The 24,627-nt window shown below is 71.7% G+C and carries 19 protein-coding genes and 1 tRNA gene; 8 read left to right on the top strand and 12 right to left on the bottom strand.

The features are described from left to right. Positions 1–19: 19 nt before the first annotated feature. A complete protein-coding gene (locus ACEN9V_RS00930; protein WP_413601775.1) occupies positions 20–682 on the top strand; it encodes an HAD-IA family hydrolase in 663 nt (220 codons plus the stop codon). On the opposite strand, the gene prmC is transcribed toward ACEN9V_RS00930, so the two are convergent. From prmC to argS, 9 genes are all read right to left on the bottom strand, one after another. Then, complete coding sequence (gene prmC / locus ACEN9V_RS00925; RefSeq protein ID WP_413603022.1) at positions 679–1,551, bottom strand: peptide chain release factor N(5)-glutamine methyltransferase; 873 nt, start codon at positions 1,549–1,551, stop codon at positions 679–681. The genes ACEN9V_RS00930 and prmC overlap by 4 nt on opposite strands. Before the next feature lie 16 nt (positions 1,552–1,567). Further along, a complete protein-coding gene (gene prfA / locus ACEN9V_RS00920) occupies positions 1,568–2,647 on the bottom strand; it encodes a peptide chain release factor 1 (RefSeq protein WP_281264754.1) in 1,080 nt (359 codons plus the stop codon). 3 nt (positions 2,648–2,650) lie between these two features. Further along, the gene (gene rho, locus ACEN9V_RS00915; RefSeq protein WP_413601774.1) at positions 2,651–4,864 is read right to left on the bottom strand and encodes a transcription termination factor Rho; all 2,214 of its coding nucleotides are present in this window, start codon (positions 4,862–4,864) and stop codon (positions 2,651–2,653) included. Positions 4,865–5,046: 182 nt separating this feature from the next. Next, positions 5,047–5,961, bottom strand: a complete 915-nt coding sequence (gene thrB / locus ACEN9V_RS00910; protein WP_413603021.1) for a homoserine kinase — start codon at positions 5,959–5,961, stop codon at positions 5,047–5,049. A 74-nt stretch (positions 5,962–6,035) separates the two neighbouring features. Beyond that, on the bottom strand, positions 6,036–7,115 hold the full coding sequence (thrC, locus tag ACEN9V_RS00905) for a threonine synthase (protein ID WP_413601773.1): 1,080 nt from the start codon (positions 7,113–7,115) through the stop codon (positions 6,036–6,038). Between the two features lie 70 nt (positions 7,116–7,185). Next, complete coding sequence (locus tag ACEN9V_RS00900; RefSeq protein WP_402728885.1) at positions 7,186–8,493, bottom strand: homoserine dehydrogenase; 1,308 nt, start codon at positions 8,491–8,493, stop codon at positions 7,186–7,188. A 29-nt stretch (positions 8,494–8,522) separates the two neighbouring features. Continuing rightward, positions 8,523–9,947, bottom strand: a complete 1,425-nt coding sequence (lysA, locus tag ACEN9V_RS00895; RefSeq protein WP_413601772.1) for a diaminopimelate decarboxylase — start codon at positions 9,945–9,947, stop codon at positions 8,523–8,525. Between the two features lie 93 nt (positions 9,948–10,040). Further along, positions 10,041–10,802, bottom strand: a complete 762-nt coding sequence (locus ACEN9V_RS00890) for an LmeA family phospholipid-binding protein (RefSeq protein WP_413601771.1) — start codon at positions 10,800–10,802, stop codon at positions 10,041–10,043. A 187-nt stretch (positions 10,803–10,989) separates the two neighbouring features. Further along, entirely contained in the window at positions 10,990–12,654 is a 1,665-nt protein-coding gene (argS, locus tag ACEN9V_RS00885; RefSeq protein WP_413601770.1) for an arginine--tRNA ligase, read from the bottom strand. 69 nt (positions 12,655–12,723) lie between these two features. Here argS and ACEN9V_RS00880 point away from each other — a divergent pair, with 69 nt between their 5' ends. Then, positions 12,724–13,332, top strand: coding sequence for a hypothetical protein (locus tag ACEN9V_RS00880; protein ID WP_402728888.1), 609 nt, complete (start codon positions 12,724–12,726; stop codon positions 13,330–13,332). Positions 13,333–13,390: 58 nt separating this feature from the next. Here ACEN9V_RS00880 and ACEN9V_RS00875 read toward each other — a convergent pair whose 3' ends face one another. Next, entirely contained in the window at positions 13,391–14,119 is a 729-nt protein-coding gene (locus tag ACEN9V_RS00875; RefSeq protein ID WP_413601769.1) for a gamma-glutamyl-gamma-aminobutyrate hydrolase family protein, read from the bottom strand. 91 nt (positions 14,120–14,210) lie between these two features. Between ACEN9V_RS00875 and ACEN9V_RS00870 the strand changes: the two genes are divergently transcribed. From ACEN9V_RS00870 to ACEN9V_RS00855, 4 genes are all read left to right on the top strand, one after another. After that, positions 14,211–14,282 (top strand) — tRNA-Arg (locus ACEN9V_RS00870). Positions 14,283–14,414: 132 nt separating this feature from the next. Beyond that, a complete protein-coding gene (locus ACEN9V_RS00865) occupies positions 14,415–15,461 on the top strand; it encodes a Gfo/Idh/MocA family protein (protein WP_413601768.1) in 1,047 nt (348 codons plus the stop codon). A gap of 44 nt (positions 15,462–15,505) precedes the next feature. Beyond that, positions 15,506–19,429, top strand: a complete 3,924-nt coding sequence (locus ACEN9V_RS00860) for a Pls/PosA family non-ribosomal peptide synthetase (RefSeq protein WP_413601767.1) — start codon at positions 15,506–15,508, stop codon at positions 19,427–19,429. Continuing rightward, positions 19,426–20,739 (top strand): M1 family metallopeptidase, encoded by a 1,314-nt coding sequence (locus ACEN9V_RS00855; protein ID WP_413601766.1) that lies wholly within the window; start codon positions 19,426–19,428, stop codon positions 20,737–20,739. The genes ACEN9V_RS00860 and ACEN9V_RS00855 overlap by 4 nt, the downstream gene beginning before the upstream one ends. On the opposite strand, the gene ACEN9V_RS00850 is transcribed toward ACEN9V_RS00855, so the two are convergent. After that, positions 20,736–21,323: a 4'-phosphopantetheinyl transferase family protein gene (locus ACEN9V_RS00850; RefSeq protein ID WP_413601765.1), complete on the bottom strand. Its 588-nt coding sequence runs from the start codon at positions 21,321–21,323 to the stop codon at positions 20,736–20,738. The genes ACEN9V_RS00855 and ACEN9V_RS00850 overlap by 4 nt on opposite strands. 100 nt (positions 21,324–21,423) lie before the next feature. Further along, positions 21,424–21,627, bottom strand: a complete 204-nt coding sequence (locus tag ACEN9V_RS00845) for a hypothetical protein (protein WP_144765352.1) — start codon at positions 21,625–21,627, stop codon at positions 21,424–21,426. 211 nt (positions 21,628–21,838) lie between these two features. Here ACEN9V_RS00845 and ACEN9V_RS00840 point away from each other — a divergent pair, with 211 nt between their 5' ends. Together ACEN9V_RS00840 and ACEN9V_RS00835 are read left to right on the top strand one after the other, a co-directional pair. After that, complete coding sequence (locus ACEN9V_RS00840; RefSeq protein ID WP_413601764.1) at positions 21,839–23,830, top strand: TPM domain-containing protein; 1,992 nt, start codon at positions 21,839–21,841, stop codon at positions 23,828–23,830. Between the two features lie 64 nt (positions 23,831–23,894). After that, positions 23,895–24,620: a PspA/IM30 family protein gene (locus ACEN9V_RS00835; protein WP_402728895.1), complete on the top strand. Its 726-nt coding sequence runs from the start codon at positions 23,895–23,897 to the stop codon at positions 24,618–24,620. Positions 24,621–24,627: the final 7 nt, after the last annotated feature.

Genomic DNA, 24,627 nt, shown 5'->3' with positions numbered 1-24,627 from the left:
CGACACAATGGAGGACATCGTGAACGAGACGCCAGCGCCCCGACTCCTGTTCCTCTTCGACATGGACGACGTCCTCGTCCGCTACGACTGGAAGACCCGGATGGCCGGGTTGACCGACCTCACCGGGCACGAGCTCGACGAGCTCCGTCGCCGGTGGTGGCTGTCCGGCAACGAGTCCCGTGCCGAGGCCGGACACTTCCCGGACGGCGACGCGTACCTCGCCGCGTTCGCGGCCGCGATGGAGTGCGACGTCCCCGAGACGGAGTGGGCGCGGATCCGCGGTTCCGCGATGACCGAGCTCCCGCAGCGCATCGAGGCGGTCCGCATCGCCAGCGAACACGGGCGTGTCGCGCTCCTCACCAACAACGGTCCGCTCGCCGGCCGCTGGATCCACCGATGGGCACCGTCACTGCCGCCGCTGTTCGGCGAGCACCTCGACACGTCGAGCAACTTCGGTGCCAGGAAGCCCGACCCCGAGGTCTTCCGCCGTGCGCTCGCACACCACGGCGCGCGGGCGGAGGACACCTTCTTCGCCGACGACATGCCCGAGAACATCGAGGGCGCCAGGAGCGTCGGCATCTCCGCGGTGCTCGTGGAGCACGACACCGACCTGCGGAACGCGGTCCGGGACTTCGTCGCGTCCCGGAACGACAGCCTGGAGGCTCGGCTCACCTCCGCCTAGCGGGTCGCGGTGGTCGTGCGGTCGCGGCCCGTCAGGTCCTGGTGCGTCTCCGGGGATCGGAACCCCAGGCGCGCCAGGACGTCCCGCACGGCTGCGCCCTGCGGCTCGGCGTGCTCGATGACGAGCGCGCCACCGGGGACGAGCAGGCGCCAGGCGGTCTCGGCGAGGGCCCGGACGGCATCGAGACCGTCCGGTCCGCCGTACAGCGCGAGCGCCGGGTCGTGGTCACGGACCTCCGGGTCCACCGGGATCGCGTCGTCGGGGACGTACGGCGGGTTCGACACGACGACCGAGACGGTCCCGTCGAGCTCCGGGAACGCGTCGGCGAGGTCGCCCTCGACGAGCCGGACCGTGCCGCCGTACCGCTCGACGTTGCGACGGGTCCACGGCAGGGCCTCGGCAGAGCGCTCGACGGCGTAGACGAGGGCGTTCGGCACCTCGGTGTCCATGGCGATCGCGATGGCGCCGCTGCCCGACCCCAGGTCCACGGCGATCGGCTCCGGCACCGCCGTCGCCCGGAGCGCGTCGATGCCGAACTGCACGACGCCCTCGGTCTCGGGCCGCGGGACGAACACCCCTGGACCGACGGCCAGGGTCAGCGCGCGGAAGTGCGCCTCGCCGGTGATGTGCTGGAGCGGCTCACGGGTCATGCGTCGCGCGACGGCCTGACGGAACCGTTCGACGTGCTCCTCCGCGATCGCCCCGCTCGTCATCGCACGCGCCTGGACGGCACCGCGCGAGGTGTCGGTCGCCCACGCGAGCAGGAGTTCCGCGTCCACGCGCGGTGTCGGGACACCGTGCGCGACGAGCGCAGCGGTCGCCTCGTCGAGGAGGCGATCCGCTGTGAACGTACCGTGCGTGCCGGACAGGAGCCGAGCCTCCAGTTCAGCTCTGGTCGCCGACGGCAGCCAGGCGTGCTTCTTCGTCCGCACGGATGGCGGACTCGATGACGGGCTCGAGCGCACCGTTCATCACGCGGTCCAGGTCGTACGCCTTGTACCCGGTGCGGTGGTCCGCGATGCGGTTCTCCGGGAAGTTGTACGTGCGGATGCGCTCGGACCGGTCCATGCCGCGGATCTGCGAACGACGGGCGTCCGACGCGATCGCGTCGAGCTCCTCCTGCTGCTTCGCGAGGATGCGGGCGCGCAGGACGCGCATTCCGGCCTCTCGGTTCTGCAACTGGGACTTCTCGTTCTGCATCGCGACCGTGATGCCCGTGGGCAGGTGGGTGATGCGGACCGCGGAGTCCGTGGTGTTGACCGACTGACCGCCGGGGCCCGAGGACCGGTACACGTCGATCTTCAGGTCGTTCTGGTTGATCTCGACCTCTTCGGGCTCGTCCACCTCGGGGAAGACGAGCACGCCCGTCGTCGAGGTGTGGATGCGCCCCTGGGACTCGGTCGCCGGCACACGCTGGACGCGGTGCACGCCACCCTCGTACTTCAGGTGCGCCCAGACACCCTGTGCGGGGTCGGACGAGTTCGACTTGATCGCGACCTGGACGTCCTTGTAGCCGCCGAGATCGCTCTCGGTGCGCTCGAGGAGCTCGATCTTCCAGCCCTTGGACTCGGCGTAGTGCGAGTACATGCGCAGGAGGTCGGCCGCGAAGAGCGCCGATTCCTCGCCGCCCTCGCCGCCCTTGATCTCCATGATGACGTCGCGACCGTCGTCGGGGTCACGCGGGACGAGCAGCCGGCGGAGACGCTCCTGGCGCTCCGCGAGCTGCTCCTCGAGCGCGGGGACCTCTTCGGCGAACGCCGGGTCCTCGCGCGCGAGCTCCCGGGCGGCGGCGAGGTCGTCCCCCGCCGCCGTCCAGGCCTCGTACGCGGACTTGATCTGGTTCAGTTCGGCGAAGCGGCGGTTGACCTTCTTCGCCCGGGCCGGATCGGCGTGGAGCGCGGGGTCCGACAGCTGCTGCGTCAGGTCCTCGTGTTCCGCCAGCAGCCCTGCTACCGACTCGAACACCGGTTACTCCTGGTGGCCGTGGTGACCGTTGCCGGTCGCCGGGACCGACTTCTGCACCTGGACGAGGAACTCGACGTTGGACTGCGTCTCCTTGAGGTTCCGCAGCACGATCTCGAGCGCCTGCTGCGGGTCGAGCCCGGCGAGGGCACGACGCAGTCGCCACGTGATCTTGACCTCGTCGGCGGAGAGCAGCTGCTCCTCGCGACGGGTGCCGGACGCGTTGACGTCCACGGCCGGGAAGATCCGCTTGTCCGCCAGGTGACGGTTCAGGCGGAGCTCCATGTTGCCGGTGCCCTTGAACTCCTCGAAGATCACCTCGTCCATCTTCGACCCGGTCTCGACGAGCGCCGTGGCGAGGATGGTGAGCGAGCCGCCGTTCTCGATGTTGCGCGCTGCGCCGAAGAAGCGCTTCGGCGGGTACAGCGCGGACGAGTCGACGCCACCCGACAGCACGCGACCGGAGGCCGGCGTGGAGAGGTTGTATGCGCGGCCGAGTCGGGTGATCGAGTCGAGGAGCACGACGACGTCGTGACCGAGCTCGACCAGGCGCTTCGCACGCTCGATGGCGAGCTCGGCGACCGTGGTGTGGTCCTCGGCCGGGCGGTCGAAGGTCGAGGCGATGACCTCGCCCTTCACCGTGCGCTGCATGTCGGTGACCTCTTCGGGCCGCTCGTCCACGAGGACGACCATCAGGTGCGCCTCGGGGTTGTTCTTCGAGATCGCGTTCGCGATGGCCTGCAGCACGACGGTCTTGCCGGCCTTGGGCGGCGAGACGATCAGGCCGCGCTGGCCCTTGCCGATCGGGGCGACGAGGTCGATGATCCGGGTCGACAGCTTCGCCGGCTCGGTCTCGAGGCGCAGGCGCTCGTTCGGGTACAGCGGGGTGAGGTCCTGGAAGTCGACGCGGTTCGCGGCGTCGTCGGCGGACTGGCCGTTGATCGTGTCGATCTTCACCAGGGCGTTGTACTTCTGGCGGCTCTGCTGCTCGTTGTCGCGCGGCTGCTTGATCGCGCCGACGACCGCGTCGCCCTTGCGCAGGTGGTACTTCTTGACCTGGCCGAGGGAGACGTACACGTCGCTCGGGCCCGGGAGGTACCCGGTCGTCCGCACGAACGCGTAGTTGTCGAGCACGTCGAGGATGCCGGCGACCGGGATCAGGACGTCGTCCTCGGTGATCTCCGGCTCGAAGTCGTCGTTCTGGCCACCACGGCCGCGCTTGCGGTCACGCTGGCGACGGCTGCGGCCGCTCTCGGCCTCGTCGTTGTGACGCTGCTGCTCGTCGCGCTGGTTCTGGCTGCTCTGGCCCTGGTTCTGCTTCTGCTGGCCCTGCTGGTTCTGGCCCTGCTTCTGCTGCTGCTGCTGCTTCTGCTGGTCGCCCTGGTTCTGACCCTGCTTCTGCTGGTCGCCCTGCTTCTGCTGGTCGCCCTTGTCGGCGTCCTGCTTGCCGTTCTGCTGGCGACCGTTCTGGTCGTCCTGCGCCTGCTGGCCCTGCTGGTCGGCGGTGTCGGCGTTCTGCCCACGGCCACGACCACGGCCACGGCTGCGACGACCGCGGCGCTGACCGCCCTCGTGCTCGCCGTTCTGGTCGCTCTGCTGGTCGTTCTGGTCGTTCTGGTCGTTCTGGTTCGACTGGTCGTCGACCGCGTCGGTCGACGGCTCGGCGTCGGGTGCCTCGGCAGCGCTGGTCGGAGCCTGCTCGGCGGGCTTCTGCCCACGACGACGACGCTGGCCACCGTTCTGGCCTGCGGGCTGGCCACCGTTCTGGCCGGCTTCGGCTGCGTCCTTCTCGGCACGGACCTGGTCGAGCCCGGCGAGGAGGTCCTCGGTACCGGTCTGACCGTGGTTGGTGTGCTCCGCTGCCGTGGTCGGCGCGGTGGTCACGTTGCCGCCGGAGGTGGCGCGGCGCGAGCGACGAGCACGCGAGGGTGCCTCGGTCGTGGTCGCCTCGGCGGCGGGGGCCTCGGCGGCAGGTGCCTCGACCTCGGGCAGGGTGGGCTGCTCGGGCGTCTGGGCGGCAGCCGCGGGGGCCGTGGTGTCTGGCGTCGTCGCCTCGGCGGGACGCTTGTCCTCGATGGCGGCGATGAGGTCGCCCTTGCGGAGCTTCGAGAGTCCCGTGATGCCGAGGGAGGACGCGATGCGCTGCAGCTCGGGCAGGCGCAGTGCGCGCAGGTCGCTGGGGATCTCCACCGTGTCGGCAGAGTTGTTCACGTCGGTCAAGTTCCTGTGTTCCTTCCGAACCGCAGAGCGCGGAGATTTTTCACCGACTCCCGCACGGAGCGCACTTGCACGGGTGGGCAAGCGCAGTGCATCGGCCGCCGTTCAGACGACGGGCCGGGAATCGGTGATCTGAGGGAGATCACACCTGGGGTCGGAGATTCCCTGCTGACTGTCGAGCCGCGCTAGGGGCGTTCTTCGTGGACCGCCGGGTGCGGCACTACTGTAGCACCACCCAGATCGACGGCCAGCATGAGCGGGCGCCAGGTGGATTCGGCGTGTCGTTCCACCAGCCCGGCGGCGGTGAGACGCTGCGCGGGATCGCTTCCGAGCACCAGCAGGCTCGGCCCGGCACCGGACACCACGGCGGCGAGCCCGTGCTGCCGGAGCAGCCGGATGAGGACGTCGGTCTCCGGCATCGCGCTCGCCCGGTACGTCTGGTGGAGCCGGTCCTCGGTCGCAGCGAGCAGGAGCTCCGGGCTCTGGATGAGCGCCGCGACGAGGAGTGCCGAGCGGGACACGTTGAACGCGGCGTCGGCGTGCGGCACGCTGGCCGGCTGCAGGGACCGCGCGAGCTTGGTCGACAACGTCGAGGTCGGTACGAAGACCACCGGCGAGACGCCACGGTGCACCAGGAGTCGCTTGTACGCGGGGCCCTCTGCGGTCATCCACGCGATGGTGAGCCCGCCGAAGAGTGCCGGCGCGACGTTGTCCGGGTGCCCCTCCATCTCCGTCGCGAGGGTCAGCAGGGTCGACGCGTCCAGGTCGACGACGCCCTCGAGCAGTCCCCTGGCCGCCATCAGCCCGGCGACGATCGCGGCGGCGGAGGACCCCATGCCGCGGCCGTGCGGGATCGCGTTCACCGCGTGCAGCTCGAGCCCCGGCTGCTCGACGCCCGCGTGCTCGAGACCACGCCGGATCGCACGGACCACGAGGTTCGTGTCGTCGGTCGCGACCTCGCCAGCACCGACACCGTCGACCGTGACGGTCGCACCCGGCTCCGGCCGCACACGGACCTCGACCTCGTCGTACAGGGACAGCGCGAGGCCGAGCGAGTCGAACCCCGGCCCGAGGTTGGCGGAGGTCGCCGGCACCCGCACGCGGACCGCCCGTCCGGCCGGTACAGCGTTGCGGGCGGTGACGCCCCCGTCCGGCCCGGACGAGCGGTCGGTGCTCACTGCGCGCCGGCCAGTCCGAGCACGTCCGCGACCGCCGCGGTGTCGACCGGGACGCTCGTCGGCGTCACGTCGCTGCCGTCCTCGGTGCGGAGGGCCCACTGCGGGTCCTTCAGGCCGTGGCCCGTCACCGTGATGACGACCGTCGCGCCCTTCGGGATCTGCCCGGCGTCGGCGCGCTCGAGGAGCCCAGCGACACCGATGGCCGATGCTGGTTCGACGAAGACGCCGACCTCGGCCGACAGGATGCGGTGTGCGGCGAGGATGCCGGCGTCGGTGATCGCACCGAAGTAGCCGTCCGTCTCCTCACGCGCTTCGAGGGCGTACTTCCACGAAGCGGGGTTCCCGATGCGGATCGCCGACGCGACCGTCTCGGGGTGCTCGACGACCGCGCCGTTGACGATCGGCGCCGAGCCGGCAGCCTGGAAGCCGAACATGCGCGGCATCTTGGTCGAACGACCGGCGGCGACGTCCTCGCGGTAGCCGCGGGAGTACGCCGTGTAGTTGCCGGCGTTCCCGACCGGCAGGAAGTGGAAGTCCGGCGCGTCGCCGAGGACGTCGACGACCTCGAACGCGGCGGTCTTCTGCCCCTCGATGCGGTCGTTGTTCACGGAGTTGACGAGGTGCACCGGGTAGTTGGCGGCGAGGTCGCGCGCGATGTCGAGGCAGTCGTCGAAGTTGCCCTGGACCTGCAGCAGCTGGGCGTCGTGTGCGACGGCCTGGCTGAGCTTGCCCATCGCGATCTTGCCCTCGGGGACGAGCACGGCGGCGGTGATGCCGGCGTGCGTCGCGTACGCGGCGGCCGAGGCGCTCGTGTTGCCGGTCGATGCACAGATGACGGCCTTCGCGCCGTGCTCGACGGCCTTCGAGATCGCCATCGTCATGCCGCGGTCCTTGAACGAGCCCGTCGGGTTCATGCCCTCGAACTTCACGTAGACGTCCGCGCCGGTGCGCTCAGACAGCCGACGCGCCGGGATGAGCGGCGTGCCGCCCTCCCCCAGCGTGATGACGGGCGTCGCCTCGGTCACGTCGAGACGGTCGGCGTACTCGCGCAGGACTCCCTGCCACTGGTGGGCCATCAGGGTTCTCTCTCTGTCTGGTGCTTCGGGGCTGGTGGAACGGGGACGGTGCTGGTCGGGACGGTGCTGCTCAGGCGCCGACGACGCGGAGCACGCTGGCGACGTCGGTCACGGTCGCCTCGCCACGGAGGGCTGCGACGGTGTCGGCGAGGTCGGACTCGCGTGCTTCGTGCGTGCCGATCACGAGGGTGGCGGTGCCGCCCTCACCGTGCGCGCTGGACTGCTCGACCGTCTCGACGCTGACGCCGTGCTTCGCGAGCACGCCCGCGACGGTCGACAGCACGCCGGGGGCGTCCGTCACGTGCAGGGTGATCTGGTAGCTCGTCCGGACGGTGCCGATCGGGAAGACAGGCAGCGCGGACTGCGTCGACTCGGCGACACCGGGGCCGCCGATCACGTGCCGACGAGCAGCGGACACCAGGTCGCCGAGGACCGCGGATGCAGTCTCGACACCACCGGCACCCGCGCCGTAGAACATCAGGTCGCCGGCGGCTTCTGCCTCGACGAAGACGGCGTTCTTCGCGCCGTGGACGCTCGCGAGCGGGTGGGTGTCCGGGACGAGCGCTGGGTACACGCGGGCGCTGACGCCTTCACGACCGTTCTCGTCCGTCAGGCGTTCGCACGTCGCGAGGATCTTCACGACGTAGCCGGCCTTGCGCGCGGCACGGACCTGCTCGATGGTCACCGAGGTGATGCCCTCGCGGTGCACGGCGGCGAGCGGCACCGAGGTGTGGAACGCGAGCGACGCCAGGATCGCGGCCTTCTGCGCGGCGTCGTAGCCCTCGATGTCGGCGGTCGGGTCGGCCTCGGCGTACCCGAGCTCCGTCGCGGTCGCGAGGGCGTCCTCGAACGTGGCGCCTTCGCGGTCCATCAGGTCGAGGATGAAGTTCGTGGTGCCGTTGACGATGCCCATGATCCGCTCGATGCGGTCCCCCGCGAGCGAGTCGTGCAACGGGCGGATGATCGGGATCGCCCCGGCGACGGCGGCCTCGTAGTAGAGCTGCGCGCCGACCTGCTCCGCCGCGGCGAAGAGCTCGGGACCGTGCGTCGCGAGGAGCGCCTTGTTGCCCGTCACCACGTCGGCACCGGACTGCAGCGCCTGCAGCACGAGGGTGCGTGCCGGCTCGATGCCGCCGATGAGCTCGACGACGATGTCCGCGCCGAGGATCAGCGAGCCGGCGTCCGTGGTGAAGAGCTCCCGCGGGAGGTCGACGTCGCGCTGGGCGTCGACGTCACGGACGGCGATGCCGACGAGCTCCAGGCCGGCGCCGGCGCGCGAGGCGAGCTCGTCGCCGTGCTCGAGGAGGAGTCGCGCGACCTGCGAGCCGACCGAGCCGGCTCCGAGCAGCGCGACGCGGACGTTGCGGTATTCGATCATGTGGTGCGTGTCTCCGGGATCTCGGGGGCTCACCGCGCGGCACCGGCTGCGGCCGCGGGCGACACCCCGGTGTCGCGGGCGAGGAGGTCGTCGACCGTCTCACCACGGACGAGGATACGGGCTCGGCCGTCGGCGACCGCCACGACCGGCGGGCGACCGACGTGGTTGTAGTTGCTCGCGAGGCTCCAGCAGTAGGCACCGGTCGCCGCGACCGCCAGCAGGTCGCCGCGGTGGACGTCCCCGGGGAGGTACTCGTCGTGGACGACGATGTCCCCGCTCTCGCAGTGCTTGCCGACGACGCGGGTCAGCACCGCATCGGCGTCGGAGGTGCGGGCGAGGCGCGCGGTGTACTCGGCGCCGTACAGGGCGGGGCGCGCGTTGTCGCTCATGCCGCCGTCCACCGACACGTAGGTGCGCGTCGCCTGGTCGTGCCCGTCGGAGGTCTCGAGCGTCACGGGCTTGATCGTGCCGACACGGTAGAGCGTGAGCCCCGCCGGCCCGACGATGTACCGCCCGGGCTCCACGGCGACCTCCGGCACGGGGATGCCGCGCTCGGCGCAGGCATCCGCCACGATCGTCGCGAGGGCGTCCGCCACGTCCTCCGGTTCGAACGCCGAGTCCGCCTCGGTGTAGTCGATGCCCCACCCGCCGCCGAGGTTGAGCTCCGGCACCGGACCGGACTGCACGAGCGTCGCGTGCACGTCCATCAGACGACGAGCGGCTTCACGGAAACCGGACTCGTCGAAGATCTGCGAACCGATGTGCGAGTGCAGCCCGACGAACGCCAGGGACGGCAGGGATCGGATCGTCTCCGCGGCGGCGACCGCCTCGGTCAACGGGATGCCGAACTTCTGGTCTTCCCGAGCGGTCGCGAGGTACTCGTGCGTCGAGGCGTGCACCCCGCTGTTGATCCGGATGCGGACACGCTGGACGACTCCGGCGGCGGCCGCGGCGTCGGCGACCCGCTGCACTTCTTCGTGGCTGTCGAGCACGATCGTCCCGACACCCACCTGCACCGCGCGGGCGATCTCGGCATCGGACTTGTCGTTGCCGTGGAACCCGAGCCGACCGGGGTCGACACCGCCGGCCAGGGCGACCGCGAGCTCTCCCCCGGTGCACACGTCGACGCGGAGGTCTGCCTCGGCCATCCACGCGGCGACCTGGGTCGTGAGGAACGCCTTGCCCGCGTAGTAGACGTGCGCCGTCGTGCCGATGCGACCGAACGCCTCGGCGAAGGCGTCGCGCACCCGGACCGCGCGGGACTGCACGTCACGCTGGTCGACCACGTAGAGGGGCGTGCCGTACTCGGCCACCAGGTCGTCGGCGGACACGCCGCCGACCGCGAGCGAGCCGTCGTCCGTCCTGGTCGCGGAGGCGGGCCAGATCCGCGCGGTCAGCGCGGAGGCGTCCGTCGGGAACCGCAGCCGCGGCGGGGCAAGTGGGTTCTCGCTCACGGGACCCGATCCTACCGAGCCGGGACGGCCCTCCCGGCCTGCGTTACGCCGCTGTGGACAAAACCCACTGTGGACGAAACCGCTGTGGAACTGTCAGCACGTTCCTGTGGTCTGGAGGCCCTGCTCGCTCAGCGGGAGCTCGTCCGCCGTGACGCGCACCGTCGCGTGCGCCGCCGTCACGTCGAGCGACCGGACCCGCAGCGACTCGGGGAGGAACTGCGCCGTGCACACCGACACGGGCGTGTTCGTCACCCCGGGGATGTCGTCCACCTTGAGGTCGAGTGCCGAGTTCGTGATCCTGACCGTCTTCGGGGTGATCGTGATGCCCTTGCCGTCGCTCTGGGCGACGACGGAACCGCGGGCCTCGTACGAGATGTCGTACCCGAGCACCGCGGTCGTGCCGGACAGCTGCACGCCGCCGTCGACGAGCGACATCCGGTCGAACAGCGGGCTGTACTTCGACAGGTCCTTCACGCTCGACGCCGCGAGCGTCACGGTGCCGTCCACGTCGTGCACGGCACCGGCAGCGTCGATCGGCACGTCGTGCGCCGTGACGTCGGCGGCGAGCGGGACGCCGTCGACGGTGATCTTCCTCGACGAGATCTCGACCTCGTCGAGGGAGCCGCCGATCAGCTGCGGGATGAGGACGCCGTTCGCGTGGGCGTCGACCGTCCCCTCGGTCCCGGCGGGCAGGGACTGCTCCACCTGCTGCGCGATCATCCGGTCCACGACGCCGCGGAGCACGAACTCGGCGATGACGACGAGCGCGGCGAGCACGACCACGATGCCGATCACGACGATCGTCAGGGTGCGGCCGCGGCGGCGCCGCTTCGGGGTGTCGGTTGCGGTGGACATGCGTCCCACCTTGCCAGCGTCCCCCGGCAGCCCGCCTGGAGGCTCGGCGCGGGTCGGGCGCATGTGTCGCGTCTGGCGCGTGGTGCGGAATGCTCCCGCACAACCGAAAGCAGCTCGCGCCACGGAATTCCGTGGCGCGAGCTGCTTTCGGTTGTGCGAGCGGCGGCGGGGCGGCGGCGCGCGGAGACTACATGCGCTCGGGGGCGCTCACGCCGAGGAGCCCGAGGCCGTTGCGCACGACCTGGCCCGTGGCGTCGTTCAGCCAGAGCCGCGTGCGGTGCAGGTCGGTCACGTCCTCGTCCCCGAGCGGCGTCACCCGGCAGGCGTCGTACCAGCGGTGGTACAGGCCGGCGAGCTGCTCGATGTACCGCGCGATGCGGTGCGGCTCCCGGAGCTCGGCGGCCTGCCGGACCACGCGCGGGTACTCGGCGAGGGCCCCGAGGAGCGCACCCTCGGTGTCGTGCGTGAGGAGCGACGCGTCGAACGCCGAACGGTCGACACCGGAGGCCGCGGCGTTCCGCGCGACGGACTGCGTGCGGGCGTGGGCGTACTGCACGTAGAACACCGGGTTGTCGTTGGTGCGCTTGGTCAGCAGGTCGAGGTCGATGTCGATCGCGGTGTCGATCGCGAACCGCACGAGCGCGTACCGGCCGGCGTCGACACCGACTGCCTCGACGAGGTCCTCCATCGAGACGATCGTGCCGTTGCGCTTCGACATCCGGAACGGCTGGCCGTCCTTCAGCAGGTTGACCATCTGGCCAATGAGGATCTCGAGGTTCTTGCCCGGCTCGTCACCGAACGCGGCGCACATCGCCATCATGCGGCCGACGTAGCCGTGGTGGTCCGCGCCGAGCATGATGAGGTTCCGCTCGAACCCGCGCTCGCGCTTGTCGAGGTAGTACGCCAGGTCGGCGGCGATGTACGCGGGCTCCCCGTCGGACTTGATGACGACGCGGTCCCGGTCGTCGCCGAAGTCGGTCGTGCGGAGCCACTGGGCGCCGTCGGCCTCGTACATCTGGCCCTGCTCCTGCAGGCGCTCGATGGCGCGCTCGACGGCCTTCGACTCGTGCAGCGAGTTCTCGTGGAAGTAGACGTCGAAGTCGACGCCGAACTCGTGGAGCGACTGCTTGATGTCGGCGAACATGAAGTCCACGCCCTCACGGCGGAACATCTCCTGCGCCTCGTCGCGGGGGATGTCGCGGACGTCCCCGTCGAAGGTGGCGAGCACGCGGGCCGCGATCTCGGCGATGTACGCGCCGCCGTAGCCGTCCTCCGGTGCCGGTTCCCCGAGCGCCGACGCGACGAGCGACCGGGCGAACCGGTCGATCTGGCTGCCGTGGTCGTTGAAGTAGTACTCGCGGGTGACGAGGCCGCCCTGCGCCTGGAAGACCCGGGCGAGGCTGTCGCCGACCGCCGCCCAGCGGACACCGCCCATGTGGATCGGTCCGGTCGGGTTCGCGGACACGAACTCCAGGTCGATGCGCACACCGTCGTACAGGTCGCCGTGCCCGAAGGACTCGCCGGACTCCACGATGGTGCGGGCGATCTCGCCGGCCGCCGCGGCCTCGAGCGTGATGTTGATGAAGCCGGGGCCCGCGACGTCCACCGAGGCGACACCGTCGAGCTCGGTCAGCTCGCCCGCGATCTCGGTTGCGAGCTCCCGCGGGTTCGTGCCGAGGCGTTTCGCGAGCTGCATCGCGGCGTTCGACGCCCAGTCGCCGTGCGCCCGGTTCTTGGGGCGCTCGAGGGCGACGTGCGACTCCTCGACGGTCACGGTGTCGGACGCGCCTCGGCGCTCGACGATCCCGGTCAGGATCGACAGGTACGCGGCGGAGAGTTCGGCAGGAGTCACGGCGCACGAGTCTACCGGGCGAGCGAGGACCCACCGGTCGCACCCGGCGACGTGCAGCATCATGTCCGCATGACCACCCGACGATCCGCCCGGGCGATCAGCGTCGCCGCGCTCGCCGTCCCCGCAGCCCTCGTGCTCGCCGCCTGCTCCGGCGGCGACTCCGGCGGGTCCCCCACGCGGACCCCGACGACGGCTCCGAGTGCGAGCGCCACGGCCGCCCCGATCGGCAAGCGCATCAGTCAGACGTGCGCCGAGCTCGTGCCGGACACCACCTTCGCCGTGTACGGGAAGCAGTTCGAACTCGACGCGTCCGCGACCCCGGAGAAAGGGTCGGCAGCGGCGAAGATCGCGCAGCAGCGCGGCCGCGTCTGCGTCTTCCACGAGGTGACGGACGAGTCCATGACGATCACGCTGGCCGTCGCAGACCTGCCTGAGAAGTCGCTCACGAACCTCAAGGACGCACTCTACGAACGCGGCGGGTCGGTGCCGACGTACCGCGTGGAGGGGTACTTCGCCCTCACCGACGACGTCGGCCGCGCCGACGCGTTCGCCGACCCGTACTGGATCACCACGTCCTCGACGCTGTTCACCGAGCCGGGCTCCGCCCAGCCGGTCGTCGATGCCGTCCGCCAGGCCCTCGCGCCGGCCGCCTCCTCGACCGCGACCCCGGCAGGCTGACGCGGGTCGGACCGACTGGAGGCGCGGCGCCGGACCGCCACGAGCCTCCCGTCGGTCGTCAGTCGCGTGACGGCAGCATGGCGACCAGCAGGTCGCGGAGGGCGGTGCCACGGGCACCGGAGTCCTCCGGGTGCCACTGCACCGCCCACAGCGGCGCAGTCTCGTGCTCGACCGCCTCGACCGTGCCGTCCGGCGCGGTGGCGACCACGCGGAGTCCGTCGCCGACCCGCCCGATCGCCTGGTGGTGCGACGACCGCACGTCGAGCTCCTCGGATCCGAGCGCCGCTGCGAGCCGACTGCCCGGCGCCAGCGACACCCGGTGGTCGACCATGCTCTCCGCGGGGTCCCCCGGCGCCACGTGCCCGCCGTGCTCGAGGTGCTGGACCAGGTCGCCACCGAGCGCCACGTTGATCACCTGCATGCCACGGCAGATGCCGAGCGTCGGCAGCCCGTCCGTGACCGCCGCCCGGACCGCCTCGATCTGCGCGAGGTCGGCGACGGCGAAGTGCTGCCCGCGCCCCTCGTAGTCCTCGGGGCCGCCGTAGTGCGCCGGGGCGACGTCCTCGCCGCCCATCACGAGCACGCCGTCGGCGTCAGCCAGCGCCCGCTGCAGTCCAGCGGGCCCGAGCTGCTCGGCGGCCACCCGACGCGGCTCCCACCCCGCTGCGCGGGCGACCTCGACGGCACGCCCGGTGAGCGTCGTGAGGGCGTCGTGGAACGCGGGATCGTGTCGGTCGGCGTCGCTGACGTCGACCACGGCGAGGACGGGACGCGCTCCTGGCTGCATGGGACGATCTTGGCGGAAGTCGGGCACGCCCGGGGTGCAGCCGGTGGTCCCGGGGCGGGGTCGGGACCTGCTACGGTTGTTCCCACCCAGGGCCCCCATAGCTCAGGGGATAGAGCACTGCCCTCCGGAGGCAGGGGCGGAGGTTCGAATCCTCCTGGGGGCACAGTGACATCCCCGCGCAAGCTGTCGTCCTCGCTGCGCTCGGTCGGCAGCGCGCGACATCACGGCAGGCCGCGACCGTTCCCCCGTGGTCACCTCCGATGCTGAGCGCACCACTCGCGGTAGCGTCCGGTGCATGTTCTCGTTTCCGGTGCACACCGCTGAGCCGCTCCGGGGCGGGCCGACACTCCGCTGGGGTGTGATCGGGCCCGGCAAGATCGCACACGACTTCACGAGCACCCTGCACGCGAACTCCGACCAGCGCGTCGTCGCCGTCGGGTCCCGCTCCCCCGAACGCGCCGCGGCCTTCGCCGCCCGACACGGGGTCGACGGCGTGCACGGCTCGTACGAGGCACTCGTCGAGGACCCCGCGGTCGACGTCGTCTACGTCGCCTCCCCACACCCGCAGCACCTCGGACACGCACTCCTCGCGATCGCCGCCGGCAAGCACGTCCTCGTCGAGAAGCCGATGACGACCTCGGCCGCGGACACCAGACGCCTCGCCGACGCGGCCCGCGGCGCCGGGGTGCTCGCGATGGAGGCGATGTGGACCAGGTACCTCCCTGGAACCACCGTCATCGCACAGCTCATCGCGGACGGTGTCCTCGGCGACGTGCACCTGGCGACCGTCGACGTCGGCTGGCCGCACGAGCCGGACCCGGCAGACCGAATGTTCGATCCGGAGGCCGGCGGAGGCGCGCTCCTCGACGCCGGCGTCTACGGCCACTGGTTCGCCCGCTTCGCCACCGGTGCCCCGGTGACCAGCCGGACGACGGGAGCGGTCTCGGATCGCGGGGTGGACCTCCAGTCCGTCACCGTGTCGACGGCCACCGGCGGCGCGCAGTCCGTGGTGACCACGTCGATGACGGCGTGGACGCCCGGCCTCGCCGTCGTCGCGGGCACCGATGCGACCGTTCGGTACACCGACCACTTCGTCTTCCCCGCCTCGTTCGTGCTGCACCACGCGGCCGGTGAGGACCGGTGGTCCGAACCGACCGGGCTCCGCGGCAGGCAGGGTCTGGCGTGGCAGGCGGCAGCGCTCGCACGGTACGTCGCGGACGGTCGGACGGAGTCGCCGCTGCACGGGCTCGACGACTCGATCGGGCTCGCGACGGCGCTCGACGACGCCAGGGTCGCCCTCGGCGTCCGGGGTGTTTCCGAGCACGACACCTCGGCCCCCTAGGATCACCGGCCGGTCGACCAGTCCACGACCGGGAAGAGGACGCGATGCCCATCGTCACCGGGAACCCGCAGCGGGAACTCGCCCGCGGCGACCTCGCCGCCGACCCGCGGACGCTGCTCGACGTCCTCACCGCGACCGCGGACGCGCACCCGGAGGCCCTGGCGCTCGAGGACCCGGACGGGACGATCGACTACCGGACGCTCGTGTCGCTGGTGCGCGAGCGAGCGGACGACCTCGCGGCCCGCGGTGTCCGGCGGGGCGACCGGGTGGGCATCCGGATCCCGTCCGGCGGCCGTGACCTGTACCTGTCCATCCTCGCGGTGCTCGCTGCCGGCGCGGCGTACGTGCCCGTGGACGCGGACGACCCCGAGGAGCGCGCGACGCTGGTGTTCGGCGAGGCCGGCGTCGTCGGCGTGATCGGTGCGGGCGGGGTGCTGCGCACCCGCGACGGCGCCGCGATCCCGGTCGGCGGCGCCGGGGACCAGGCGCCGGCGGCGGCTCCGACCGTCGACGACGACGCATGGATCATCTTCACGTCCGGCTCCACCGGCGTCCCGAAGGGCGTCGCGGTCACCCACCGTTCCGCAGCGGCCTTCGTCGACGCCGAGGCGCGGATCTTCCTGCAGCGCGCACCGATCGGACCAGGGGACCGCGTACTGGCCGGGCTGAGCGTGGCGTTCGACGCGTCCTGCGAGGAGATGTGGCTCGCGTGGGGGCACGGCGCGTGCCTGGTGCCGGCGCCCCGCTCCCTCGTCCGGACCGGCGTGGACCTGGGTCCGTGGCTCATCGTGCACGGCATCACCGTCGTGTCCACCGTCCCGACCCTCGCGGCACTCTGGCCGGACGACGCCCTCGAGCAGGTCCGTCTGGTGATCTTCGGCGGCGAGGCATGCCCGCCGGAGCTCGCCGCCCGCATCGCCTCCAGGGACCGCGAGGTCTGGAACACCTACGGTCCGACCGAGGCCACCGTCGTCGCCTGCGGCTCCCTGCTGGACGGGTCGGCACCGATCCGCATCGGCCTGCCCCTCGACGGCTGGGACCTCGCCGTCGTGGACCCGGCGGGCGCCAGGGTCGCGCCGGGCGAGGTCGGCGAACTCGTCATCGGCGGCGTCGGACTCGGCCGGTACCTCGACCCGGCGAAGGACGCCGAGAAGTACGCGCCGTTCCCGTCGCTCGGGTGGGAGCGCGCGTACCGGAGCGGCGACCTGGTCCGGTACGACCAGGAGGGTCTCGTGTTCCAGGGTCGTGCGGACGACCAGGTGAAGCTCGGCGGCCGCCGCATCGAACTCGGCGAGATCGACGCCGCACTGCAGGCCCTCGACGACGTCGCGGGCGGTGCCGCCGTCGTGCAGCGGACCCCGGCGGGCAACCAGGTCCTCGTCGGGTACGTCGCCCCCGTCGCCGGTGCGACGATCGACACCGCAGCAGCGAACGCCAGGCTCCGCGAGGAACTGCCTGCGGCGCTCGTCCCGTTCCTCGCCGTCGTCGACTCCCTGCCCACCCGGACGTCCGGCAAGGTCGACCGTGCCGCGCTCCCCTGGCCGTTGACCGGTCCCGCCGGCGGCGACACCGCGGTGCTCCCGCCGACGGTCGCCTGGATCGCCGAGCGCTGGACCGCGATCCTCGGCGTGCCCGTCACCGGCGAGGACGACGACTTCTTCGCCCACGGCGGCGGGTCCCTGACGGCCGCGCAGCTCGTGTCCGCGATCCGTGAGCGCTACCCGACGACGACCGTGGCCGACGTGTACGACCACCCGCGGATCGGCGCGCTGGCCGATGCGCTCGACGCATCGGGACCGGTCGCCGCCGCCTCGCGCGACGTCCGTCCGACACCGCCGGCGACGGGGCTGACCCTCACGCTCCTCGGCCTCCCGGTGCAGCTGCTCCGCGGCCTGCGGGTCCTGACGTGGACGGCGCTCGTCGCCGGGGTGCTGCACATCACCACGCTGCCGTTCCTGCCGGCACTCCCGGTCCCGGTGCTGGTGCTCGCACTGCTCGTGTTCGTCACCCCGATCGGGAAGATGGCGCTCACCGTCGCCCTGGTCCGGCTGGTGCTGCTCGGCGTCCGACCGGGAGACCACCCGCGCGGCGGATCGGTGCACGTCCGGGTCTGGCTCGCGGAACGGATCGCCGAGGCCGTCGACGGCCCGTCCACCGCCGGCGCCCCGTGGATCAGCTACTACGCCAGGGCCCTCGGCGCGACGATCGGCCGCGACGTCGACCTGCACACGCTGCCGCCGGTCACCGGCATGCTCACGATCGGCAAGCGTGCGTCGATCGAGCCCGAGGTCGACCTCGCTGGCCACTGGGTCGACGGCGACGTGTTCCGACTCGGGCGCGTCCAGGTCGGCGCAGACGCGGTCGTGCACAGCCGGACGACACTCATGCCTGGCGCAGCGGTCGGCGCGGGTGCCGCGATCGAGGCCGGCTCCGCCGTCGCCGGGCAGGTCCCGGACGGGGAGCGCTGGGCGGGATCGCCGGCGGAACGCGTCGGCTCGGCCAGGCAGGACCGGGAGGCCCGTCCCCCGGCCCGACGTCGATGGCTCGTCGCGTACGGGGCCGGGTCGGTGGCCGTGGCCGGTCTGCCGGTGATCGGCGTCGCGGTCGGCCTGCTGGTCGCCGTCGCGATCGTCGGCCGTGCCCCGTCGCTCGGTTCCGCCGTGCTGCACGCCCTCGCCGTGGTCCCCCTCGCGACGATCGTGGCCGGCGCGGTGTACGCCGGGCTCGTCGTGGCGGTCGTCCGGCTGCTCGGGATCGCCCTGCACGAGGGCAGACACCCGGTCCGCTCCCGGATCGGGTGGCAGGCGTGGTGCACCGAGCGGGTCCTCGACGCGGCACGGACGCTGCTGTTCCCCCTGTACGCGAGCCTGGTGACGCCGCTGTGGCTCCGGCTCCTCGGTGCCAGGGTCGGTCGCAACACCGAGATCTCCACGGTGCTCCTCCTGCCCTCCCTCACGCAGATCGCATCCGGGGCGTTCCTCGCCGACGACACCATGGTCGCCACGTACGAACTCGGCGGTGGCCGGGTCACCATCGGGAAGTCCAAGGTCGGGCGTCGCGCGTTCCTCGGCAACAGCGGCATGACCGGCGCCGGGCGCAACGTCCCGCGCGAGGCGCTCGTCGCGGTGCTCTCCGCCGTGCCGAAGAAGGCCAAGCGCGGGTCGTCGTGGCTCGGCTCCCCGCCGGTCCGGCTCCGACGTGCCGCGACGACGTTCGACGAGGAGCGCACCTTCCGTCCGCCGGCGCGCCTCCGTGTCGCCCGCGGCTGCTGGGAGGTGCTGCGGGTGCTCGCACCGATGGTCTCCGCGGCGATCGCGCTCGGTGTCGGCGCCTCCCTCGTCGCGCTGTGGTCGGCCGTCGGGATCGGGTGGACGGTCCTCCTCGCCGCGCCCGTCCTGATCGTCGCCGGAGCCGTTGCCGCGATCGTGTCGACGATCGCGAAGTGGGCGTTCGTCGGGCGGATCACCGCCACGGAACACCCGCTCTGGTCGTCCTTCGTGTGGCGGAACGAGGTGCAGGACACGTTCGTGGAGACCGTCGCACGGCCGTGGTTCGCCGAGCAGGCGACGGGGACGCCGGCGTTGGCGGCGTGGCTCAGGAGCCTCGGCGCGACGATCGGGCGGGGCACCTGGCTGGAGACGTACTGGCTGCCGGAGGCCGACCTCGTCACGATCGGTGCCGGGGCGACCATCGCGCGCGGCACCGTCGTGCAGACGCACCTGTTCCACGACCGCGTCATGCAGCTCGACGAGGTCCGCGTCGACGCCGGCGGCACCCTCGGGCCGCACAGCGTCGTCCTGCCCGCCGCCGGGATCGGCCCGGGAGCCACCGTCGCACCGGCGTCCCTGGTGATGCGCGGCGAGCAGGTCCCTGGCGGCACCCGCTGGGCAGGGAACCCCATCGCGCCGTGGGAGGACTCCGCCTGGGATGGGTCGTCCGCCCGCGTGGCAGACTCGACGGCACCGTGAAGCCGACGAACGCAGCCGACCCGTACACCCCGCACAGTGGAGACCGTCGTTGGCGTGCCGACCACTACGAGCTCCGGCTCGACTACCGCGTCGCGACGAACCGGCTCGACGGCACCGCGACGATCACCGCGACCGCCCTCGAGGACCTGGACAAGGTCGTCGTCGACCTGCACGGGCTGTCGGTCGACCGGGTCGACATCGACGGGCAGCGTGCGCGGAAGACGACCACCGCCGTCCACAAGAGCACGGTGACGCCGGCGACCCCGATCGCGTCGGGCACCGAGTTCACGGTGCACGTCCGGTACCGCGGCACCCCACGACCGCTCAGGAGCCCGTGGGGCCAGATCGGCTGGGAGGAACTGACCGACGGTGTCATCGTCGCCGCCCAGCCCACCGGTGCGCCGTCGTGGTTCCCGTGCAACGACCGACCGGACGACAAGGCCACGTACCGCTTCGAGATCACGTGCGAGACCGGGTACGACGTCGTCGCGAACGGCGAGCTGCTCGGCAAGGAGCGCACCGGTCGCGGCACCAGGTGGACGTACGCGACGACCGACCCCATGGCCACCTACCTGGCGACCGTGCAGATCGGGCGCTACCGGACGCACGCGCTCCGCGGTGCCGACGTCCCCGTGACGCTGCACCACCCGGCCGACCTGGCCGCTGCGGCGAAGACCGACTTCGGGCAGGTGCCGGACATGCTCGCGCTCTACGCCGACCGGTTCGGGCCGTACCCGTTCCCCGCGTACGGCGTGGTCGTGACCGACGACGAACTCGAGATCCCGCTCGAGGCCCACGGGCTGGCGGTCTTCGGCCGGAACCACGTCGACGGTGAGCACGGCACCGATCGACTCATCGCCCACGAGCTCGCGCACCAGTGGTTCGGCAACTCCGTGACGCTCGGACGGTGGCGGGACATCTGGCTGCACGAGGGCTTCGCCTGCTACGCGGAGTGGCTCTGGTCCGAGCACCGCGGCGGTGACGACGCCGATCGACTCGCCGACGAGCACCGCGCCGGCCTGCTCGACCAGCCGCAGGACCTCGTCGTCGCGGACCCCGGGCCGAAGGACATGTTCGACGACCGGGTCTACAAGCGCGGCGCACTCGCACTGCACGCACTGCGTCGGACCATCGGCGACGACGCGTTCTTCGCCGGGCTGCGCACGATCACCGAGCGACACCGCCACGGCACGGTCGCGCCGTCCGACGTGCTGGACGCATTCGCGACGGCGTCCGACCGATCGGTGACGGCGATCGACGCCGTCTTCGCACCGTGGATCGACGACCCTGGAGTCCCGGAGCTCCCCTAGCGGCGGTCCTCGAGTTCCAGCGGCATCCCGGCCGCTGCGACGGCGAGCACGAGGTCCTCCTCGAGGCGCACGACCGAGACCGCCTGCGCCACCCCCTCGAGGACGGCCGACCCGGTCGTCACGTCGACGTCGACTGCGCCGGGGTCGACACGCATGCCCCTCCCGTCGCGCTTCAGGACGGCTTCCTTGCCCGCCCAGCACACCGCGAGGAGCGCCGCATCACCCTCGGACCGCGCACGCTCCCCCGCCGTGAACGCGTCGAGGCGTGCAGCGGCCACCCGTCCGACACGCTCCACGTCGACGCCGAGCGCTGCAGGACCGACCGCGAGTGCGACGGCGCCGTCCGTCCGCGACAGGCTCACGCCGACGATCCGGGTGTTCGCTGCCCGGTCGTCCACCACTGCCCACGGCCGCCCGTGCGCGGTGCTGCCGCAGTGGGCGCACCGGCGCCCGCCGCGAACCGTCGCGGGGTCCGCTCCGGTGACCTCCGCGACGAAGGCGAGCAGGGCCTCCCGGTCGGCCGCCCGCGTCACGCCGGGCGCGCTGACGCGCACCGACACGGTCTGGAGGCCCGGATCACCCACACACGCACCTTACGGCCGCGCGTCCCGACGTCCTGCGAACACAGCGAGACACCGCCGGATGCGGCGGTGTCTCGGAGGTCCTGCGGTGAGTCCGCGGCGATCAGGCGTGGGTCAGTGCGATGAGCGCGACGTTCATCGTCGAGTACAGCCCCTCGGAGCGGGTGGCCTGACGCACGCGTCCGCGGAGCACCTCGTACCGGCCGTCGTGCTCGCGCACGAACCCGATCACCCCACTGGCGGGCGTCGAGACGCGGTGGAAGCCGTCCTCGAGCGGGACTACTTCGGTGCTGGTCGTTCGTTCCATCGTCGACCCCTTTCGTCGTCGAAACGGTCACCGCGGATACTACCCCGATCGGGGGACAGACGGCGTCCCCCGTGAGTGTTCTCCACAGGTGCGACGCTTCCCGGACGAGTGCTGCGCTGCCTGGATAGACTCCGGGCGACGGCGCCCTTCCGCGGCGTTCCGGGGATCCACCGGGACAGTCGGCAGGGTGCCGCCGACGGACGGAGGACGGATGCGAGCGGTCCAGGGCGGATCGAGCAGGATCGGGTCGACCACGGGCAGGGGGACGTCCAGGCGCTGGGCAGCGCGACTCGCTGCGGCGACGATCACCGCCCTGCTGGTGCTCGCGCCGGCGACCGCGGCTCGGGCGACCGCGCCGGTCGGCCTCGACGGCGCGTACGTCCTCGACGACGCCGATGCGCTGACGTCGTCGCAGCAGTCCGACGTCGAGCAGGCGGTGCAGGACCTCTACTCGGAGACGAAGACGCAGCTCTACGTCGTGTTCGTGCCGGAGTTCACGGATCCGACCGACCACGGCGCATGGGGCGACGCGGTGATGAGCAAGAACCAGATCCAGAACGACAGCATCCTGCTCTCGATCGCGGTGGACGAGCGCAACTACGACGTCCAGCAGACCAACGAGACCTCCATCAGCTCCGGCGACGTCGAGTCAGCCGTCAACGACGACCTGCTCCCCAAGCTCAAGGCGGACGACTGGGCAGGGGCCGCCACCGCCTTCGCGAACGGACTCGCCCAGACGCAGCAGCCGCCGAACCTCACGTGGCTCTGGATCCTGCTGCTCGTCGTGGTGGTCGCGATCGTCGTCATCGTGCTCGTGATCCGGACGCGGAACAAGCGGAAGACCGCCGCCGCGACCAAGGCGCAGCAGGCGTCCCTGGCGGACCTCGAGCGCACAGCGGGTGCCGCGCTCGTGACCATCGACGACGAGCTCCGGACCGCTGAACAAGAGGTCGGCTTCGCGACGGCACAGTTCGGCCCCGACGCCGCGAAGCCCTTCGCCGACGCCGTCGCCACCGCGCAGAAGAACGTCCGCAAGGCGTTCACGTTCCAGCAGCAGCTCGACGACGAGATCCCGGACTCCCCCCAGCAGCGAGCCGACTGGTCGAACCAGATCATCGCGATCTGCGAGCAGGCCCATGCCGCGATCGAGGAACAGACGGACTCGTTCGACAAGCTCCGATCGCTGGAGGACGGCGTCGAGGCGGCGGCCGTGTCGCTCGGCGAGGCGGTCCGCGCGGCCCCGGCGACGGTGACCGAGGCGGCTGCATCGCTCGAGCGGATCAGGAGCACCTACAGCGGCCGCACGCTCGCGACCGTCGCCGACAGTGTCGACCAGGCGCGCCAGGTCCTCGAGTACGCGACCGAACGATCGCAGGCAGCAGACGCCGCCATCGCGAACGGTGACAAGGGCCAAGCCGTCGTCGCCGTCCGGGACGCCCAACACGCACTCGCGCAGGTGCAGCAGCTCAGCGCGTCGGCGACCGGCGCAGAGGCGTCGTTCCGGGAAGCGACGGCTCGGGTGGACGCGATGCGCCTCGACATCGAGGGCGACGTCGCGGCGGCCCGTGCCATGAAGACCGGCGGACCAGACCTCGCGTCGGCCGTCGTCACTGCGGAGACCGTCCTGCGAGAACGCCTCGACCCGAAGGACCCGATCGCCGCCGTCGACGCGCTGACGCAGGCGAACACCGCCATCGACGCCGCGCTCGCCTCGGCCCGCGGTGCCGAGGAGCAGAACCAGCGCGCGATGCAGGCGCTCGACGCGGCGCTCCGCGACGCCCGGACCAGGATCAGTCAGGCGCGCGAGTTCATCTCGCTCCGTCGTGGTGGCGTCGGCCCGACGGCACGGACCCGCCTGTCCGAGGCGGAACGGGCACTCGACGACGCGGTCCAGCTCGCCACCACCGACCCGCAGCGGGCGCTGCAGGCGGCCCGCGCCGCCGAGCAGTACGCGGCGGCGGCGATGGACGAAGCCGGCAACGACATGGGCGGGTGGCCCGGTGCAGGCGGCGGGGGCGGCGGGAACGGCGCCCAGCTCGGCGGCCTCGTCACCGGCATCATCCTCGGCGGGCTCCTCGGCGGCCGCGGCGGCAGCTACGGCGGCGGGTCGTTCGGCGGGGGCGGTTTCGGCGGCGGAGGCGGGGGCTTCGGCGGCGGAGGCGGAGGCGGCGGCGGCGGCTTCTCGGGCGGAGGTCGCTTCTGAGCTGATCCGCTGAGTCGCACCACCTCGCACGGCACAACCACCATCCCAAGAAGGGGAAACAGCAATGGCAAAGCAGTCGATCTTCGGTCGCATCTCCACGCTCGTCCGGGCGAACATCAACCAGCTCATCGACAACGCGGAAGACCCGCAGTTGATGCTCGACCAGCTCGTGCGCGACTACACGAACAACATCGCGGACGCCAAGAGCGCGGTCGCCCAGACCATCGGCAACCTCCGCCTGCTCGAACAGGACAACGAGGAAGACGTCAAGGCCGCGCAGGAGTGGGGCCAGAAGGCGCTCAACGCATCGGCAGCGGCGGACAAGTACCGCGCAGCGGGCAAGACCGAGGACGCCGACAAGTTCGACAACCTCGCGAAGATCGCGATCGGCAAGCAGATCGCCGCCGAGCAAGAGGTCAAGGACAACGCCTCCCCGCTGGCCACCCAGAACGAGCAGGTCGAGAAGCTCAAGACCGGCATCACGAACATGGAGCAGAAGCTCGAGCAGCTGAAGTCCAAGCGCGACAGCCTGGTGGCGCGTTCGAAGACGGCCGAAGCCCAGTCGAAGGTCAACGACGCGATCGGCAACATCGACATCACCGACCCGACGAGCGACCTCAACCGCTTCGAGGAGAAGGTCCGCCGCGAAGAGGCGAAGGTCATCGGTCAGCAGGAACTCCAGTCGTCCAGCCTGGACTCGCAGTTCGAGAGCCTCGAGGACGTCGGCAAGGACGCCGAGGTCGAGGCGCGTCTCGCCGCGCTGAAGTCCGGCGGCTCGTCGACGCTCTGAGCTGAAC

Source organism: Curtobacterium sp. Curtsp57, from assembly GCF_047324335.1.
Taxonomy (GTDB): domain Bacteria; phylum Actinomycetota; class Actinomycetes; order Actinomycetales; family Microbacteriaceae; genus Curtobacterium.
The sequence above is the reverse complement of the archived record's forward strand: the minus strand, read 5'-3'. Positions and strand labels throughout refer to the sequence as shown.